An 18,162-nucleotide genomic window follows, 5' to 3' on the forward strand; every position below is an offset into this window, starting at 1 on the left:
CGGTATAATGCCGACAGCATCACAATTTATGAGTGTAAAATGAGTCAAGAGTTAGAAAAGCCAATTCCACCTGCCGATGATGATTGTTGTGGCGGTGGAGCCTGTAACCCATGCGTTTGGGATCATTATTACGCAGAATTACAAGAATGGCGCATAGCACAAGCTAAATTGCGTGAAGCAACCGAGCAGCAATCAACTGACTAGCAATTCACAAAACGAAAAGAGCTACAGCGCAAAAGTAGCTCAACTAACACTCTCATTAACAACAAATCTCTGTCAGTTCTTTCGGCATTTCAGGCAGTGGATAATCACGCACTAATTTGCCTAGTACGGCAACTGCTTGCTCTACCTGTTCACTCCACTGCACACCAAAACTTATACGCATAAAATTCTTATATTTACCTGACGGTGAAAATATCTCACCCGGCGCAAAACTCACCCCATTCGCTATTGCTTGATGAAAGAATTTTCCGGTATCAACATGTGAACGGCACCTTATCCAGAGCACACTTCCTCCTTGAGGCGTTGAAATGCACACTTCAGGAGGAAAATGCTCAGCAATTAATGCACGCATGCGTTCGCAGTTATACCTCAGTTGCTTGCGCAACACTGCAATATAACGATCATAGTCCCCCGACATTATATAATCGGTTAACGTCCACTGCTGTAACATAGGTGTTGAACAAGACAGCGCGCGCTTTAATCGCTTAGCTTCAAGCGCAAACTTTCCTGGAATTAGCCAACCTACCCTATAGCCGGGTGCCGCAGTTTTTGAGAAAGACGAGCAAGTCATCACTAATCCTTTTTCGGAGTATAGTTGCGCTGGAATCGGCCGTTTATCTGTGAAATACAAGTCACTGTACACTTCATCTTCTATCAAAGGTATGTTGCGAGCTTCAAGTAGTCGCACCATCTGTTGGCGCTGTGAGTCGGTCATCATCGAACCTAGCGGGTTGTTAATCGCTGTTGAAAACAAGCACGCGGTTACATTATGTTGGTCTAGCAACTGTTCCAAATCAGACAAACTCACGCCATCTTCTGTACAGGTATATACTTCAAGCGCTTTCATGCCTAAGCTTTCGATGAGTTCAACTAAGCCAAAATAAACAGGCGATTCAACCGCAATAATATCACCGCGTTTTGCGACACATTGCAGCGCAATTGATAACGCTTCTTGAGCGCCACTGGTAATGACAATGTCCTCATTATCAACAGCCACACCCTGCTCTTGATAACGGCAGGCCAATGTTAGCCTTAATTTAGGACAACCCGCCGAAGGGCCATAACTAACCGCTTTTTCAGCTACACGACCAAGTACCGAGCGCATCAAGCGAGCCAGTGTTTTATCGGGTGGGTGAGCGTGTACAGGGTTTGATATCCCTAATTCTACTGTATCGGGTCTGTGCAGAGCATCATACACTTGTTGAATAAGCGTGCGACAAGAGACTTCAACAGGAGAGCTCCCTGCCCACTTTGCGCGCATCGGCAACAGATTTCGTACCTGTTTGGCTTTGAGGTAATAACCAGATTGTGGCTTTGCGCTGATCTTCCCTTGCCGCTCAAGCTCTAAATAAGCTTGTTTTACCGTTGGAACGCTAATTTCAAACTGTTTACTCAGTTTGCGTAAACTCGGCAACTTATCGCCAGGCAAGATGGCTCCGCTCTTCTCTTGCTGCTCAATAAAGTCGATCACTTGCTGATACAAAAAACCAGGGGATGTGCGATCCAGTACTCTCATAAACTGTATAGGTTCCGTTTTTACATTTCTGTATATGTTATTAGAACAAAATTACCGTACACTGTCTACGCTACTCAATACTTCGGCTCGCCGATCTATGTAAGCAAGTGTTTGCAAACTATGTAAACCATATATATAGGAGCTAACGATGATTCATGGTATACCATTGCCAATCACCCGGGTACTTCATCGAACACTCAACCAAAGCACTAATTTATTACAGAATTTTACCAACTGTGTAGGGAAAGCTTGATGAACAATACCTTCTTATATGTCATCACCGTACTTATCTGGGGTTCAACTTGGTTTGCTATTAACTTTCAGTTAGGCAAAGTACCGCCAGAAGCGTCACTTGTTTATCGATTTGGTTTAGCTGCCATTGTGTTACTCGCTTATTGTCGTTGGAAAAAGTTGTCACTCAACTTTGAACTACGGGCACATATTCAGTTCTTTCTTTTTGGATTAACGTTATTTGGCTGCAATTACTATTTTCTGTATGTTGGTCAACACTACATAAACTCAGCACTAACCTGTATCGCTTTTTCGTGCATTATGTTTTTCAACATAGTTAACGCACGAATTTGGTTTAAAACAGCTATAACCAGCAACGTAGTTTTAGGCGCAGTAATTGGTATTGCAGGCATAGCAACGCTATTTTGGCCACAATTAAGTGATACCCAGCTGGGCTCACAAACACTTTATGGTCTGATGTTTTGTCTCATTGCCGCTACATTTGCATCAACAGGCAATATGATCTCGATGAAGAATCAGCAAAAGCAATACGCGTTATTTCCGGCGACTGCATGGGGAATGACCTATGGTGCAAGCTTCATGGCAATAATGATGGTACTTCAAGGCAAGTCGTTCACTTTCGATTGGAGCGTCCCATATATATCGTCGCTATTGTTTTTGTCCATTTTCGGTTCAGTCATCGCATTTGCCAGCTATTTGACCTTACTCAATACCATTGGAGCACACAGAGCATCCTATGCGTCAATCATGTTTCCGGGCGTTGCCGTTGTCTTATCAACATTATTTGAAGGGTTTCAGTGGGATAGCTACACTGTGATTGGATTTGTTTTTATCATTATTGGTAACATCGTTGTGCTCACCAAACCTAAGAGTAAACCCAAAGAGTCTACGACTGACTATGCAAATGATGCGTTAGGCGAAACGTCAAAAACTCAATTGGTTGATAATAAAAACGTTTAACTAGCGTCAATCATCAGAACAAATGCTGTCTTAGTCTCTCTGGCGAGGTAGCAACAAGTCCGTGCTTTACGCTTACTCATTGCGTGTGCACTACGGCGTGGAGAATCCTTCCCTCCACGCCTTTTTTATAATAGACAGTTTAACCACCAATTGGTGAACCTGGCGGTAATTTTACGTTTGATTCTGGCAGCATTTGCTTATCATGCGTTAATCCGTAGTCAATTTGTGCGGCCAACAAGTTAAAGTGTGCAGACAAGCCGCGATAAGGCTTTTTACTCTTATGTTCAGTAAGCCATGTTTTAAGCTGCGTTAATGTCGCGTAAACTTCTGCTCGCACTTCAATCGCTGATTGTTTTGCATGCCACAAATTGAGTAGCTGACTGATAAGTTGTTGGTTTACTCGCTGTTGTACCAACCGCGCCTGTCCTTTCTTAACGGATTGCTCTACAGTCGCACTAACCAACGCAGACAGAACATCACCGACTGAAGGAATTTCGCTGTTATCAGCTGATTGCTGTGCTAGTCGCGCCAGTCGACCACCATCAAGCAATAAACTCAATGTATGTTTAGCACTAGCGCTTGCGGCGCTAATTGGGTCAAAAGTTAACCCTGTTTTACTGACAAAACTCTCTCTATCACGGCTATAGCCATATGCTTTTGGCGGAATTAAAGCAACAATATGCGCTGGCATCGTAAGCGTTTCCGTTGATAGTGTTTTTATTAGTGCAGCCAATGCTTTTTTCTGCGCCTTGCCATCAACAGCCTCTGCAACTGCTAGGTCTTCACCTTTGATGGCGTAACGGTAATCTACACCAGCAATTAATTTAACGGCCGCTTCCACCTGAAAGCGATGAAAGTTATAGATTGGCACCAATACTTGTTCCAGCTCCGAGTACGGTGAGCCTTGAGGAATACTATTCTCGCCCATGTTGGCTAATGCGTGCTCTCTTACTTCAAGTACACGAAGTAACTCTTCAGTGGCATCATTACCGTTGTCCCATAGGTGGCCCGTATTATGTGCACCTGAACGTGGTCTTGCATCTGGATCTGATACATAAAGTAGCCCTGCTGCTCTCGCTTTGGCAATGGTAGCTTTCAAATATGCAGCTTCGTCATTTTTCGAAACATCTGCATAACCATAAGCAACGACATGTTTGTCCCATTCGCCAATGCCAACACCATAAGCGTTCTCTAATGAGATATTGCCGTTTTTCAATGTGACATAAGGATGTGGATAGTCCATCACGGAAGCGCGGTCATTTACGCTCGCGGCAAAATTATGAGCAATGCCCAAAGTGTGCCCCACTTCGTGAGCAGACAATTGACGAATACGTGCTAACGCCATCTCTTTCATCGCCGACGTATCTGTATTTTCTGAGGAAAAAGGAGAGGTTAAACCCAGCGCAATCAAATAATCCTGACGAACACGAAGCGATCCTAAGGTAACATGCCCTTTTATGATTTCTCCTGTACGGGGATCAATAACTGACGAGCCATATGACCAACCACGTGTTGCTCTGTGTACCCATTGGATCACATTGTAACGTACGTCCATCGGGTCGGCGTCAGCAGGTAACATTTTCACTTGATATGCATTGATAAAGCCCGCAGCTTCAAACGCATCATTCCACCAACGAGCGCCATCAAGAAGTGCGCTACGAACAGGCTCAGGTACACCCGCATCAAGGTAATAAATTATTGGCTCTACGGCTTCGCTTTTCGCTTTTTCAGGATGCTTTTTCTGCAAACGGTGGCGTGGAATTAGGCGCTGCACCAAAGGTTGGTCAATTGCCGTGGCATAATCTGCATAGCTGTGCTGCCAAAAACCACTATATGGGTGAAACTGTCGCGGTTGATAATTATCGTCTGGCAACTTAATTAATGAATGATGTAAGTTCACTGTTACAGCTTTATTGTCAGGCGTTACAGATTTCAGGTAGTTACCTGCATTGCTGCCTTTATACGTGACCGTAGCTTCAAACTCAGTATTATTAGGAAACGCTTTAATACGCTTATTAAACAGTGCACTACGAGAGTTGTCGATAGCATAACTGCCTTGCTTACCTTCTTTTAGCGTATCGCTAATGTTATGAATATCTGACAGCAAGAATGGCGTGTAATCTATCACCGTAGCATTGCTGGCAGAGTTTTCAGACGCGACTTTAAAACCCCAAATGATCGAGCTAGCAAACGCTTCATCCATTGCTTGCTGCTCCAATTGGTTATCGCTATTGGCTCGATAAGTCGTATTGAGTTGGCGCAACAATACTTTGTCGCCGACTCGCTCGAATTGCACTAAGCGGGTATCGCCAAGTTGGCCACGATCTAAGCCAATGTCGTTTGAGCCAATGCCATGAGGCAAACTTGATTGAAAAATAAAGGGGTGCTCAAACTGTTTGATCTCAAGGTACACCTTGCCCTCTTTATCATCGAGATAATACGAGTAAAAGCCTGAATAGTGCGATTTATCTTTAATGAACTCTTTGAAATCTGTTGAGGCTGTCACAGAGAATACACAGCACAAAACAAACAAATACCAATGACGTATGCGAACCATTTAGCGTCCCTTATCCTGAAATTTAGTTAATATTTAATCTACCGATACGGTCGATATTATTGTTATAATTAGCGCGAAACCAGAGATGAAAAGTTACACGTAAACTTTCAATTTACTTTTATAAACTCGGGTAAAAATACACGCTTTAGCTTTCTTGAATAGTTAAAAAGCTAACATAATATAAAATATACATTGTCTATAAAGCAAATTAGGAACTCCTATGCAACGACTCGCACCTGCATTACGTCAAGATAACGTACCTTTAGATTTGATTTCGTTGATCAAAACCATTTTAGCGGCAACCAAAGAGATTTCATTTCGCGTCAGTCAAGCGCACTTAGGGGGCTTAATGGGCTCAACGCTCGATGAAAACATTCAGGGCGAAGTACAAAAAAAGCTAGATGTTGTAGCTAATGAGTTAATTAAAGACATTTTATTAGAGTCAGGCTTTGTTAAGGCGATATCATCAGAAGAAGAAGACACATCGGTAGCAGGTGATCCAGACGGTCGTTATATTGTATCTTTTGACCCACTCGATGGTAGTTCAAACATCGAAATTAATTCGCTTATCGGTACCATTTTCTCCATTCATGAAGCGCCAGAAGGCATTGCGGCTGATGATCCTGCGCTATTTAAACAAGCAGGACACAAGCAAGTTTGTGCTGGTTATGTGCTTTATGGTCCATCAACAATGCTGGTAATGACTACTGGCAGTGGAACGCATTTTTATGTACTTGACCGTACACATGGCGGCTATTTATTAGTTGAGCGTAATGTCCGTGTACCTGAAGATACACAAGAATTCGCAATTAACATGTCAAACCAACGTTTCTGGCAAGAACCAATGCAAAACTACATCAGCGATTTGCTTATTGGTAAAGAGGGTCCACGTGGTAAAAACTTTAATATGCGTTGGATTGCGGCAATGGTTGGCGACGTTCACCGTGTGCTTACACGCGGCGGTATTTTTACCTACCCTGCTGACACTAAAGATCCGAAAAAACCATACAAATTACGTTTAATGTATGAAGCCAACCCAATGAGCTTCTTAATTGAGCAAGCAGGTGGCTTGAGTGTGACTAGTGAAGGCCGCATCATGGACATTGAGCCTACTGACATTCACCAACGCGTTGAGGTTATTTTAGGTTCTAAGAACGAAGTAGAGAAATGTTTGAGCTACTATAAATAGCTCTATTTCAACTAATCACGAGAAACCTGCTTGCGTTGCACGATGTAAGCAGGTTTTTTTATGCGTTTTCAAATAATTACACTTCGACTGCTTCGCGCTCAGTGCAAACCAATTGGTGTGTTGTGATAAATAATCCGTACGTCTGAGTGTGAGGAACGAACAAATCGAAGGGCATCAAATTCTACAGGGACAAATTACCCCAAGTTAAATTATCTCCACATTTTTGATCGTTTTTTCTTGACTTAGATCAATTAAGTTTTACAATTTTCAGTAATTACTGAAAATTCAGAAAAGAAAGATATTTTTAAGCATTACTTATCGAGAATCGCTGCTATGACTATCACGCCAATGACACAATCGCTGATCCTTCACTTTGGTGAAATGGGTTCAAAATGGGGACTAAACCGCACATTAGGGCAAATGTACGCACTCATTGTACTAACCGAAGAACCGTTAAACGCTGACCAAATTAGCGATGCCTTGCAAATTTCTCGCTCGAACGTATCTATGGGGTTGAAAGAGCTAAAATCTTGGAGTCTGATTAAGCTCCAGCACATTCCGGGCGACCGCAAAGAATACTTTTCCGCACCAAAAGACATCTGGCAGATTGCCCGCACACTTGTTGTTGAACGCAGAAAACGTGAAATTGACCCTACCTTATCAACATTAAGAGACGCTTTGCTACAAACGCCAAGCAACGACACTGACCGCTATGCACAACAACGTGTGCAAGAAATGCATGATCTAATGGAGATGGTCACACTATGGTCAAATGAATTACAGCACATGTCATCAGAAAAGCTGTCAGCACTGTTAAAGCTAGGCGAAGGCATCAGTAAAATTTTAGACGTTAAAGAAAAATTACTACCGAATTCTAAATCTTAATATGATTCACTTGGAGGTACTCCCGTGATCGATTTTTCCCCTGTGGCAAGTGAAACGGGTTTTATGCTGTCTCGCATTCAATTCGCTGCCAATATCAGTTTTCACATTCTCTTTCCCACCATTACTATCGCACTTGGCTGGGCGTTATTATTCTTTAAACTCCGTTTCAACAAGACAGGCGACGATGCCTGGCTTCGCATCTATCGCTTTTGGGTGCGGATTTTCGCGCTTACTTTCGCCATAGGTGTTGTCAGTGGCATTACCATGTCGTTTCAGTTCGGCACCAATTGGCCTGGATTTATGGAAACAGTCGGCAATATTGCAGGGCCACTGCTAGGTTATGAAGTAATGACTGCATTCTTTTTGGAGGCCTCGTTCCTTTCCATCATGCTATTTGGCATGGAGCGTGTGTCAAACCGCGTGCATACCTTGGCAACATTTTTAGTCGCTTTTGGTACCACGATGTCAGCATTTTGGATCATCGCGCTTGATTCTTGGATGCAAACGCCAACAGGCTTTGAAATGCGTGACGGCGTAGCCTACGTCACTAGCTGGTGGGATGTAATTTTTAACCCATCTATGCCCTATCGTTTAACCCACATGTTACTGGCTTCTGGACTTACCGCAGCATTCCTTATTAGTGGCATTTCTGCATACCGCCTATTAAGAGGTGATAAAAAATCGTCAGCGAGAAAGGCGCTCAATTTTGGTGTTGTACTGGCCGCGGCGCTTATTCCGCTACAGATATTTGTTGGCGATCTTCATGGCCTCAATACCTTTAAACATCAGCCTGCTAAAGTTGCGGCAATGGAAGGCACGTGGCACACAGAGTCTGGCGCGCCAATGTTATTATTCGCGATTCCCGACGAAACGCAGCGCACTAACCACTTTGAGGTCGCAATCCCCAAATTAGCTAGTTTGATTTTAACCCATGAATTTGACGGTGTAATTCGTGGACTAGAAGAGTTTGAAAACGAACATCCACCTGTAGCACCAGTGTTCTATAGCTTTCGAATGATGGTTGGATTAGGCATGCTGATGTTGCTGTTTTCGTGGTTTGCCAGTTACAAGTTTGCTTTTCGTCAGCAATACCCAACATGGTTGCTTAAAGGCGCAATTGCGATGACTTTTTCCGGCTGGATTGCGACACTCGCAGGTTGGTATGTGACGGAAATAGGTCGTCAGCCTTATTTAGTCACTGGCGTATTACGTACGCGTGATGCCGTTACCGCAACACCGCCTGAAAACATCGCATTATCACTAACGATGTACGTGCTTATCTACGGGTTCTTGTTATTTGCCTATATTCGCACGCTATACGTAATGGCAAATCGCGCAGTCAAACTCGAGCAAGAGAATTTAAAAGTGCTCGATAATTCAAATTCTGATGCAATTGAACATCAGCACGATGCACTCAACGTTAGCGGTAAAGGAGCATAATCATGACAACTGACTGGTTACCAATTGTATTCGTTTCTTTAATGGGTCTATCTTTTCTGGTTTATGCAATTTTAGACGGCTACGACTTAGGCGTGGGTGTATTGTTGCCTAGAAATTCGCAGAGTCAGCGCGACAGCATGATTTACTCAATTGGTCCATTTTGGGATGCCAACGAAACCTGGCTTGTGTTAGCGGTTGGGTTGCTGCTTATCGCCTTTCCTGTTGCGCACTCGATTATTTTGCAACAACTGTACTTGCCCGTTGCATTTATGCTCGCTGGGTTGATTATTCGTGGTGTTTCATTCGATTTTCGCACCAAAGCACCAAGCCATGAGAAGTCACGCTGGGATCTCGCGTTTAAGTTAGGCTCTTTGATGGCAACATTAAGCCAAGGCTATATGTTGGGGCAGTTTATTACCGGGTTTACCTCGAGTGTTGAAAGCACTATGTTTTCACTGCTATCAGCTGTATGCGTTACCGCAGGCTATTGCTACATTGGCGCTTGTTGGCTGGTGATGAAAACTGAAGGTGAATTGCAGGTTCGCGCAGCGCGTTGGGCACGAATTACCAACATCTTAATGGGCGTCGGTATAGTTGCTGTGTGTATCGCCAATTTAACCATCGACCAACAAATTCAGGAAAAATGGCTCGGCTTTCCGCAGGTGTTTATTTTAGTACCTATCACTGTGCTATTTGGCTTTACTTTTGTTACTACGCACTTGTATTTGAAACGCGTGCCCGTGAAAGATGACATTGGCTGTTGGTATCCGTTTAGTGCCGCCGTTGTTATCTTTACTTTGTGCTTTTGCGGCCTTGCCTATAGCTTTTATCCCTACATAGTGCCAAATAAAATGACAATCTTCGATGCAGCCAGTTCAAGAGAATCATTAATGGTAATTTTTGGTGGTGCGGTAATCGTGCTACCAATCATCATAGGTTATACCATATTTGCGTATCGTGTGTTTTCAGGAAAAACCAGCAAGCTCAATTACTAACATATTTTTAAATAAGAAAATGTGATCAAAGGCTGAACAATGGATTCAGCCTTTTTATTGGCCTGCTCCCTACCAGACTGTGAGCAATTCTTTCATCGATGAAATTGTGTGCAACTTTTGCCTTTCCAATACTAGTAGAGCCGCGAGAGTTTTTGTTAGAATAGGGTTATTACTCAAATTATATTTCTCGGAGAAGCATTTTTATGCCAGCATATGCTGTAGGTCACAAAGTGCCAGATTCAGACTCAATCTGTTCTGCGATTGCACTTTCATACCTTAAAACAACGATCGGTGAAGAGACCGTTCCTGCGCGTTTAGGTGAATTGTCGCCTGAAACTCAATTCATTTTGGACAAATTTGGGTTTGAAAAGCCTGAATTAAAAACCAGCTTTGCAGGTGAAGGCATTTACGTCGTTGACCACTCTGACCGCATTCAAGGTCCAGATGATATCGACGAAGCAACTGTTTTAGGTATTATTGATCACCACAAACTTGGCGATATTACGACTTCTACCCCGTTAGAGTGTTGGATCCGCCCTGTTGGTTGTACCAATACGATCATCAAAATGATGTACGATTTCCACGGCGTTGAAATTCCAAAGAATATCGCGGGTGCAATGATGTGCGCTATTTTAAGCGATACGGTAATTTTCAAATCACCAACGTGTACCACTGCTGACATTAAGTGTGTTGAAGCATTGGCTGAAATCGCGGGTATTGAAGACCCAAAAGCTTTGGGTATGGAAATGTTCAAAGTGAAGTCTGCTGTTGAAGGTACACCAATCAGAGATTTAGTTCTGCGCGATTTTAAAGACTTTGACATGAACGGTAACAAAGTCGGCATTGGTCAATTAGAAGTAATTGATTTAGCCATTTTCGACAAAATGAAAGATGACCTTCATGCTGATCTTGCTGCGCTTAAAACTGAGGGCGATCGCCACAGTGTGTTATTGCTGCTTACCGACATCATGAAAGAAGGTTCAGAACTACTTTACGTAAGTGACGATGAAAACCTTTCAGAACGCGCTTATGGCGCCAAAGCGACAGATGGTCGCGTGTGGTTAGACGGCGTAATGAGCCGTAAGAAACAAGTTGTTCCACCACTGCAAGAATCTTTCGCTTAATCGATAAAAATCAATTGATTTGCATTGAGCAAAAAGAATAATATGAAAACTCAGCACTCGCTGAGTTTTTTTATCCCTCAAAATGGTCAAAAGGAAGTTTCATGCAAATCACACCTTCAAACAGACTCTCATACCGTCTTGTCACGCGCGATGACAAGCAGGATTTATTCGATTTAGATCAAGATCCGGCTGTTATGGAACACCTAAATGGTGGTAAACCAACGACGATGGAAGAAATCGAGAATATCTGGATACCTCGCATGGAGAAATACGCGACACCAGAAAAGGGCTGGGGTATATGGCATGTAACGTTAACCGATACGGGTGAGTTTTTGGGATTCATTTTAATGAGACCCATGGGCTTTTTCGAAGGAAAACCTGACGAGCAAGATTTGGAAACAGGTTGGCGATTTTTCCAACATACCTGGGGTAAAGGGTATGCCACTGAAGCTGCCAAGCATCTAATGACTGAAATAGCCAAAACACAAGACATCAAAAGTTTTTCGGCAATTGCAGTTAAAGAGAATGTTGCTTCTATTGCGGTAATGAAAAAACTGGGTATGACCTTTATCAAAGAAGCGATAAATGATGACCCACTGTTTGAGGGTGAACTCGTTGTTTATTATCGCGTGAACGTGTAATTCTACTGGTTACACACACTTCGATACGTCGTTCCTCCTACTCAGCGCGAACGGAATATTTTGAGTCTTCTTGCTGAGTGAGCACTTAGTAGACATTACGAAAATCAATGCATAAGTTTAATTATCCGAGATTACAGATACTAAAGATTTAAGCCCAGCGCACGCCATGCGCGCTGCATCAAAACCGGTATCATGTTTCGACATTAGCGCTACTATTCTCGGGTCAGACGCGACTTGCTCATGTATTAAGTCGCGTGACGCTCTTGACTCAAACTTAACCCAGCCAAAGATAACAACTTCGTCATTTGCTTTATCCAACGTCTCTGTAAAATTACGAGTGCCTTGGATTTGCATATCGTCGCCAATATATTCTCGGTATTCCAGTGCACCATATTCTATCCAAATGCACGCGATCTTTTCAGACAGAATCTTATAGTCGTCTATATTGTTGCTGGATATTGGAAAGGCAAAGCCGTCAATATAATCAGTCATTAAGTAACCTATGTGAAAGTAACCTATTAGTTGAATTTAATACCAATTAAGAAAAACACAAATAAAAAAGCCCTGATATTTCAGGGCTTCTGTTCTTCAACTAAAGGTAAAAACTATTCAGCTTTCTCAGCCGCATCCTTCTTGTCAGCGTCTTTCACAGCTTTCAACTTACCTTTATGATCAATTTCATAGTCAGGCATAGCTTTGTTGCCTTCCATTAGGTAGTTGTCCATCCATCGCATTAAACGAAGACTATAGTCATATTGTGCCGCAACGCGACGGTTACCATGGCCTTCGCCTGGGTAATACACAAGACGCACGTCTTTCCCTTGTACCTTCATGTAACGGTACATTTCCATTGATTGTGCTGGGTGTACACGTGGGTCGTCTTTACCATGCATGATTAGTAATGGTGTTTTTGACTGATGTGCCCAGTAAATAGGGCTACGCTCTAAGTAATATTGCCACTTATCCCAAGGATAAGAGCGTGCGTGTACTAAATGCATTTCGTTAGAAATGTCGGTCGTACCAAACTTAGATAATTGGTTAGAAATACCTACAAACATTACGCTCGCAGCGAAATGGTCAGTTAATTTGGTTGCCGCCCATGCAGACGCATAACCACCATATGAACCACCAGTAATACCTACACGCTTAGTATCAACTAAACCCATGTCAACTAAGTGGTTTTTGAAATCAACTAAGTCGTTGAATTCTTTACCAGCATAATCGTTTTGACCTAGCTTAGAATATTCAACACCTTTACCCGTTGAACCACGGTAATTTGGGTAAAATACTGCATAACCACGCGCAGCGCCCATTTGACCCGGACGAGAATATGCCGTTAACCAACCGTCTTTATCATGGCTTTCTGGACCACCGTGTACAGACATAATAAGCGGGTAACGCTCACCTTTTTTGTAATCAAGTGGGTAGATTAGTACACCGTCAATTTCAACACCGTCACGCGCTTTTAGCGAAATCGTTTCTTGCTTGGCAAAGCGCTTATCGTTTAGCCATTCATTTGAATCGGTTAAACGTGTTGTTTTGCTGCGTCCACGCAACATAAACACTTCGTTTGGATGCGTAGCTGTATGGCCTTTAAAAGCAATGGTTTTGTCTGAATCTGAAATAGACAAGTTAGACGCAATCATCTTGCCCGCTTTCACAGACGTTTTATATTTCTTCGAACCTGGCTTTATGGTTGCTACCACACTTTGAGTGCCAATATTCGCAACGAAATGCAAGCTATTTGATTTATTTGCCCACTCAATATCGCTTACGTGCCCTTTAAAATCAGGTAACCATTCGCTTACTTTACCTGTATTGGCTTCAGCTAAATATAAGCGTCCTGTAGCAGGGTCATGTTTATCTTGCGCACCAATAATCGCGATGTATTTATCATCATGTGAAAACTCAGCCGTGCCCAACTTGCCTTCGGTAGCAAAAGACATCGTGACTTTTTGCTGGTCTACATCAAGCACGTGCCATTGCGACTTCATATACGAGTCGTCAATCAATGCTGACGCTTGTGTTTTGATTAGCAACTGTTCGCCGTCGTGAGACCAATTTACTTGACTCACATATTGTTCAACACCCACGGCGTCCAAAGTAACAGGTTTCGCTTGAACCGCTAAATCAGTGATAAACAACTGCTTGTTTTTAAGCCCCATTTCATAAACTTCGGCTTTAAAACCTAGTTCCTTAAGCTTTTTCTCGGACTTATCTTTTGCAGGCATAGCAAGTAACGCAACAGTTTTGCCATCTGGGTTTAGCTGATAGCTGGAAATAGAGCTGTCTTTTAGTGCTAATACCGCCTGACGTTCACCACCATTGACCGGAATTCGGTAAAGCTTGGTGAATTTATCTTCTTTAAATTTGGCAAGGAAGTATACGAATTGGCCGTCAGCAGACCATTGTAAGCTGCTAACACTTTGCCTGCCTGTGATGAACGGTTTCTCTTCCCCTTTGTCATTCACTAAGAACAAGTTACTGAAATTACGACCATCTTTGTCGACATACAGGGTACGCGGTACTGAACGGGTAAATGCCACCCAATCACCATCTGGGCTTACCGTACTTTGAATAACTGATTGAATTTTGGGTATATCTTCAATGGTAATAGTGTCACTGGCAAACACAGAAGTTGCCGACATTCCCATTGCAAGCGCTAAAACAGGGGTTAGTTTTCGCATAGTTTCCTCATCACTATTTTTATTAGAACTGCCGATTCTAGCGTATTCAGTTGGATAAACAACCACTCATATCATTCAAATCGATGATTTAGCACGTTTATCAGACGTACTTCATTTTCGACCGTAAAAAATTAATTGAAAAATATTGTAATAAAATTGTTATCACTGAGACTACGCGGACTAAAGCTCACCAACAAGTTGAAGGAATATAAATGGAACTCGTTGTCGATAACGTTAAAAAGACTTACGCCAATGTCACGGCAATCAAATCACTATCTCTCACGGTAAACGAAGGAGAAATATTTGCCTTACTTGGCCCCAATGGCGCAGGAAAGTCTTCTCTTGTGCGCATGCTGGTAGGGTTTACCTCCCCTGATTCAGGTCAAATTATTGTTCGTGATGGTCAACAAGAACACTCTGCGATTCCAAGTCACAACTTAGGGTATTTGCCTGAAGATCGCGGTCTATACCCTGAAAAGTCGGTCATGAAAAACCTACTGTACTTTGCGCAATTGCATGGAGTCGCAAAATCAGATGCGATTAAAGAAGCGGAATACTGGCTTGAGCGTTTCGACTTATCTGACCGCCATGACCAGCCACTCAAATCACTTTCTAAAGGTAATCAGCAAAAGGTTCAGCTGATTACTGCTGTGTTACATAAACCCAAGTGGGTAATTCTTGACGAGCCTTTTTCTGGTTTGGATCCGGTTAATCAGGAAAAGGTCGTGCAGTTTCTCTCTGAATTAAAAGCTAAAGGTATGACGGTACTGCTCAGTGCGCACCAAATGGCGATGGTAGAAAAGCTTGCCGACAGAATGCTGCTAATGAACAAAGGTGAAAAAGTGTTTTATGGCTCGCTGGAGCAAATTCAAAGCGAAGCTGATACTTCACTTGAACTTACCGCACAATATCAAGCATGTATTGATAAAGTGCACGCACAAGAACAGCTTGCAGCATTTGAACTTCACCACATTGACGACGTAAAAATTAAAGTGCGTTTAAAGCACAATCAAATGGTGAACGAACTGATTGACCAATTAACAAAGCTTGGAGAAATTGTTGGCTTACAAAGCGCCAAAATTGACCTTCACCAACTTTATTTAAACGCCATTGAAAACCACGGAGCTGCTTAAGATGTCTGGTAAAAACTCTTCTACAAAACAAACGCTTCTCGTTGCTAAATGGGAGTTCATGCACTTTTTCAAATGGAAGCAAGAGCTTGTTTCAAAACTTATTTTACTTGCATTTGGCCTTATTATTTTCGTGTGGCAACAAGTCAAAGACGACACCGAGACTTTATATCAAGTTGTTGTGCCAAGCCAATTGGCTATGGCAAACCAACAAATAGGTGAATTTAAGTTTATTTCATCCGATGAACCAACCAAGGCATTGCTCACACAGCTTCAAGAAAACGAGGAATGGCATGCGGTTTTGGAATTGCAAAATGAACTAGCAACCAATACAGCACAGCCGTCACCTGCAAAGGTGGTTGTGCATAGCCGTGATAAACAAAAATGGTTGAATCAATTAACCCCTATTCTTCAACAACAATTTACGCTCAACTATGCGAAGAGCTTAGGGCTTGCGCCTGAGCAACTTGCAGCCATTCAGCTGTCAGCACAAATTGAAAACGTTTACCTTGATCAATCAATTAAGTCAGAAAATAGCCCTGCGACTTTTACTGCCATTGGTCTTATCGTGTTGATGTGTGTGGGTATTTTTACTTCATTCGGATTGATTTTTGTCAGCATCACTGGCGAGAAACAACAGCGCGTAACCGAGCAGTTATATGCCTGTATGAACGCTCAAACCTGGATTGACGGTAAAATATTAGGTCAGTTGTTCCATGCGGTAAAAGCCATGATAACAATGCTGATAACGAGTATGATCAGTTACGCTTTCTTTTCTGTTGTGGTTTACAACGGTTCGTTTGATCTGTCGATTATTGACTGGCAAATGCTCCCTTGGTTTATGCTGTTCGCATGCATGGGGCTATATTTATGCACGGCCTTTATGGCGGCAGTTGCTGCTGCGATTGACGATCCTAATCATAGCGCCAAGACCAGCATTATGCTGATACCATTGTTACCACTCATCATAACCTTTATCACTATGGACACGCCTAGTGGTTGGGCATTGGCGGTATTAAGTTATTTACCGATCACATCATTTGTTGCCATGCCAGTAAAAATGTCGCTAGTTGACGTTGCCCTTTGGGAGCCGCTGCTATCTCTGGCACTTGGTTTATTAGCTTGTTATTGGATGCGTACAGCCGCCGGTAAGCTGTTTAAATCAGGAATGACGATGTATGGCAAAGAGCCTAGTGTGAAAGAAATGTGTTTGGCCATGTTTAGGTAATATTGAATTACGTAATCTTGAATTAGGTGAACTGGGAGGCACGCACACTGCGATACGTCGTGCGTCCGGTTCATGGCGAACGGGAACTAACCTTCCGTTCACCCGAAAAAAAAGCGATGGGCTAAAACCCATCGCTTTTTCATATTATCTAAGAAGTTTAACGGTTAAACGCGTTCGAATACCGTTGCGATACCTTGACCTAAACCAATACACATAGTGGCTAAGCCAATGTTAACGTCTTGCCCTTCCATTAAGTTGATCAAAGTCGTCGAGATACGCGCACCTGAACAGCCCAGCGGATGACCTAACGCAATCGCACCGCCGTTAAGGTTGATCATATCGTCCATCTTGTCTTCTAAGCCTAATGCACGAACACAAGATAACGCTTGCGCAGCGAACGCTTCGTTAAATTCTGCCAGTTGAATATCTTCCAGCGTTAAGCCAGCACGTTTAAGTGCTTTCTTAGTGGCTGGCACCGGTCCGTAACCCATAGTAGATGGATCGCAACCTGCAACTCCCATACCTCGAATCTTCGCTCTAGGTGTTAAGCCAAGTGCTTTAGCTTTGTCAGCAGACATTACTAGCATCGCCGATGCACCATCAGAAAGCGCAGACGACGTTCCTGCCGTTACTGTACCGTTTGCTGGATCAAATACCGGGCGTAGCCCAGATAACGTTTCTACTGTTGTTTCCGGGCGAATAACTTCATCATGTTCAATCATCGCTAATGCACCAGTGTCATCATGGCCTGCGGTTGCAACAATTTCATTTGCCCAACGACCTTCTAACATTGCCTGATGAGCACGTTGATGTGAGCGCGCACCGAAAGCATCTTGCTGCTCACGCGTAACACCATGTTGGCGTCCTAGGAGCTCTGCAGTTAAACCCATGTTGCCCGCAGCGCGAGAAATGTATTTGCTTAGTGCCGGATCAAAATCAACATCGTACATCATAGGTACGTGACCCATATGCTCTACACCGCCCACGATAAACACATCGCCTTGATCAGCCATGATACTCGTAGCTGCATCATGTAGTGCTTGCATTGAAGAACCACATAAACGGTTTACCGTTACCGCGCCAACAGATTTTGGAATATCTGTTAGTAACTGAGCATTACGGGCAATATTAAAGCCCTGCTCTTTAGTTTGCTTCACGTTACCCCAAATAATATCCTCAATTAATGCAGGATCTAAGTTGGGATTACGTACCAATAATTGTTGCATTAAGTGTGCAGATAAAGCTTCTGCACGTACGTTTCTAAAAACACCCGCTTTGGAGCGTCCCATCGGTGTACGAATACAATCGACAATCACGACTTCTTTCATGTTATTCT

At 43.0% G+C, this 18,162-nt stretch carries 15 protein-coding genes; 10 read left to right on the forward strand and 5 right to left on the reverse strand.

The genetic code is table 11. From position 1 onward, the window contains the following. The first annotated feature begins 39 nt into the window (after positions 1-39). Positions 40-204: an oxidoreductase-like domain-containing protein gene (locus ACSLUK_RS07825; protein WP_448547990.1), complete on the forward strand. Its 165-nt coding sequence runs from the start codon at positions 40-42 to the stop codon at positions 202-204. Between the two features lie 55 nt (positions 205-259). On the opposite strand, the gene ACSLUK_RS07830 is transcribed toward ACSLUK_RS07825, so the two are convergent. After that, complete coding sequence (locus tag ACSLUK_RS07830; RefSeq protein ID WP_448547991.1) at positions 260-1,738, reverse strand: aminotransferase-like domain-containing protein; 1,479 nt, start codon at positions 1,736-1,738, stop codon at positions 260-262. 252 nt (positions 1,739-1,990) lie between these two features. On the opposite strand from ACSLUK_RS07830, the gene ACSLUK_RS07835 reads away from it, so the two are divergent. Beyond that, positions 1,991-2,950: a DMT family transporter gene (locus tag ACSLUK_RS07835; RefSeq protein WP_448547992.1), complete on the forward strand. Its 960-nt coding sequence runs from the start codon at positions 1,991-1,993 to the stop codon at positions 2,948-2,950. A gap of 139 nt (positions 2,951-3,089) precedes the next feature. Here ACSLUK_RS07835 and ACSLUK_RS07840 read toward each other — a convergent pair whose 3' ends face one another. After that, positions 3,090-5,507, reverse strand: coding sequence for a zinc-dependent metalloprotease (locus ACSLUK_RS07840; RefSeq protein ID WP_448547993.1), 2,418 nt, complete (start codon positions 5,505-5,507; stop codon positions 3,090-3,092). A 220-nt stretch (positions 5,508-5,727) separates the two neighbouring features. On the opposite strand from ACSLUK_RS07840, the gene ACSLUK_RS07845 reads away from it, so the two are divergent. From ACSLUK_RS07845 to ACSLUK_RS07870, 6 genes are all read left to right on the forward strand, one after another. Continuing rightward, positions 5,728-6,696 carry a class 1 fructose-bisphosphatase gene (locus tag ACSLUK_RS07845; RefSeq protein WP_448547994.1) on the forward strand — a complete coding sequence of 323 codons (969 nt, stop codon included), beginning with the start codon at positions 5,728-5,730 and terminating at the stop codon, positions 6,694-6,696. Positions 6,697-7,029: 333 nt separating this feature from the next. Beyond that, positions 7,030-7,581, forward strand: a complete 552-nt coding sequence (locus ACSLUK_RS07850) for a GbsR/MarR family transcriptional regulator (protein WP_448547995.1) — start codon at positions 7,030-7,032, stop codon at positions 7,579-7,581. 63 nt (positions 7,582-7,644) lie between these two features. Continuing rightward, the gene (locus ACSLUK_RS07855) at positions 7,645-9,021 is read left to right on the forward strand and encodes a cytochrome ubiquinol oxidase subunit I (RefSeq protein ID WP_448548226.1); all 1,377 of its coding nucleotides are present in this window, start codon (positions 7,645-7,647) and stop codon (positions 9,019-9,021) included. A 2-nt stretch (positions 9,022-9,023) separates the two neighbouring features. After that, a complete protein-coding gene (locus ACSLUK_RS07860; RefSeq protein WP_448547996.1) occupies positions 9,024-10,016 on the forward strand; it encodes a cytochrome d ubiquinol oxidase subunit II in 993 nt (330 codons plus the stop codon). Between the two features lie 203 nt (positions 10,017-10,219). Then, on the forward strand, positions 10,220-11,140 hold the full coding sequence (locus tag ACSLUK_RS07865; protein ID WP_448547997.1) for a manganese-dependent inorganic pyrophosphatase: 921 nt from the start codon (positions 10,220-10,222) through the stop codon (positions 11,138-11,140). A 101-nt stretch (positions 11,141-11,241) separates the two neighbouring features. After that, positions 11,242-11,781, forward strand: a complete 540-nt coding sequence (locus tag ACSLUK_RS07870) for a GNAT family N-acetyltransferase (RefSeq protein ID WP_448547998.1) — start codon at positions 11,242-11,244, stop codon at positions 11,779-11,781. 117 nt (positions 11,782-11,898) lie between these two features. Here ACSLUK_RS07870 and ACSLUK_RS07875 read toward each other — a convergent pair whose 3' ends face one another. Beyond that, on the reverse strand, positions 11,899-12,273 hold the full coding sequence (locus ACSLUK_RS07875; RefSeq protein WP_448547999.1) for a DUF1428 domain-containing protein: 375 nt from the start codon (positions 12,271-12,273) through the stop codon (positions 11,899-11,901). Between the two features lie 113 nt (positions 12,274-12,386). After that, positions 12,387-14,468 carry a S9 family peptidase gene (locus ACSLUK_RS07880; protein ID WP_448548000.1) on the reverse strand — a complete coding sequence of 694 codons (2,082 nt, stop codon included), beginning with the start codon at positions 14,466-14,468 and terminating at the stop codon, positions 12,387-12,389. A 212-nt stretch (positions 14,469-14,680) separates the two neighbouring features. On the opposite strand from ACSLUK_RS07880, the gene ACSLUK_RS07885 reads away from it, so the two are divergent. After that, positions 14,681-15,601: an ABC transporter ATP-binding protein gene (locus tag ACSLUK_RS07885; RefSeq protein ID WP_448548002.1), complete on the forward strand. Its 921-nt coding sequence runs from the start codon at positions 14,681-14,683 to the stop codon at positions 15,599-15,601. Position 15,602: 1 nt separating this feature from the next. Continuing rightward, positions 15,603-16,826, forward strand: coding sequence for an ABC transporter permease (locus ACSLUK_RS07890; RefSeq protein WP_448548003.1), 1,224 nt, complete (start codon positions 15,603-15,605; stop codon positions 16,824-16,826). Positions 16,827-16,990: 164 nt separating this feature from the next. Here the strand turns inward: ACSLUK_RS07890 and fadA are convergent, their stop codons facing one another. After that, positions 16,991-18,154 carry an acetyl-CoA C-acyltransferase FadA gene (gene fadA, locus ACSLUK_RS07895; RefSeq protein WP_448548004.1) on the reverse strand — a complete coding sequence of 388 codons (1,164 nt, stop codon included), beginning with the start codon at positions 18,152-18,154 and terminating at the stop codon, positions 16,991-16,993. Between the last annotated feature and the right edge of the window lie 8 nt (positions 18,155-18,162).

The sequence above is a fragment of the Thalassotalea fusca genome, assembly GCF_053485835.1.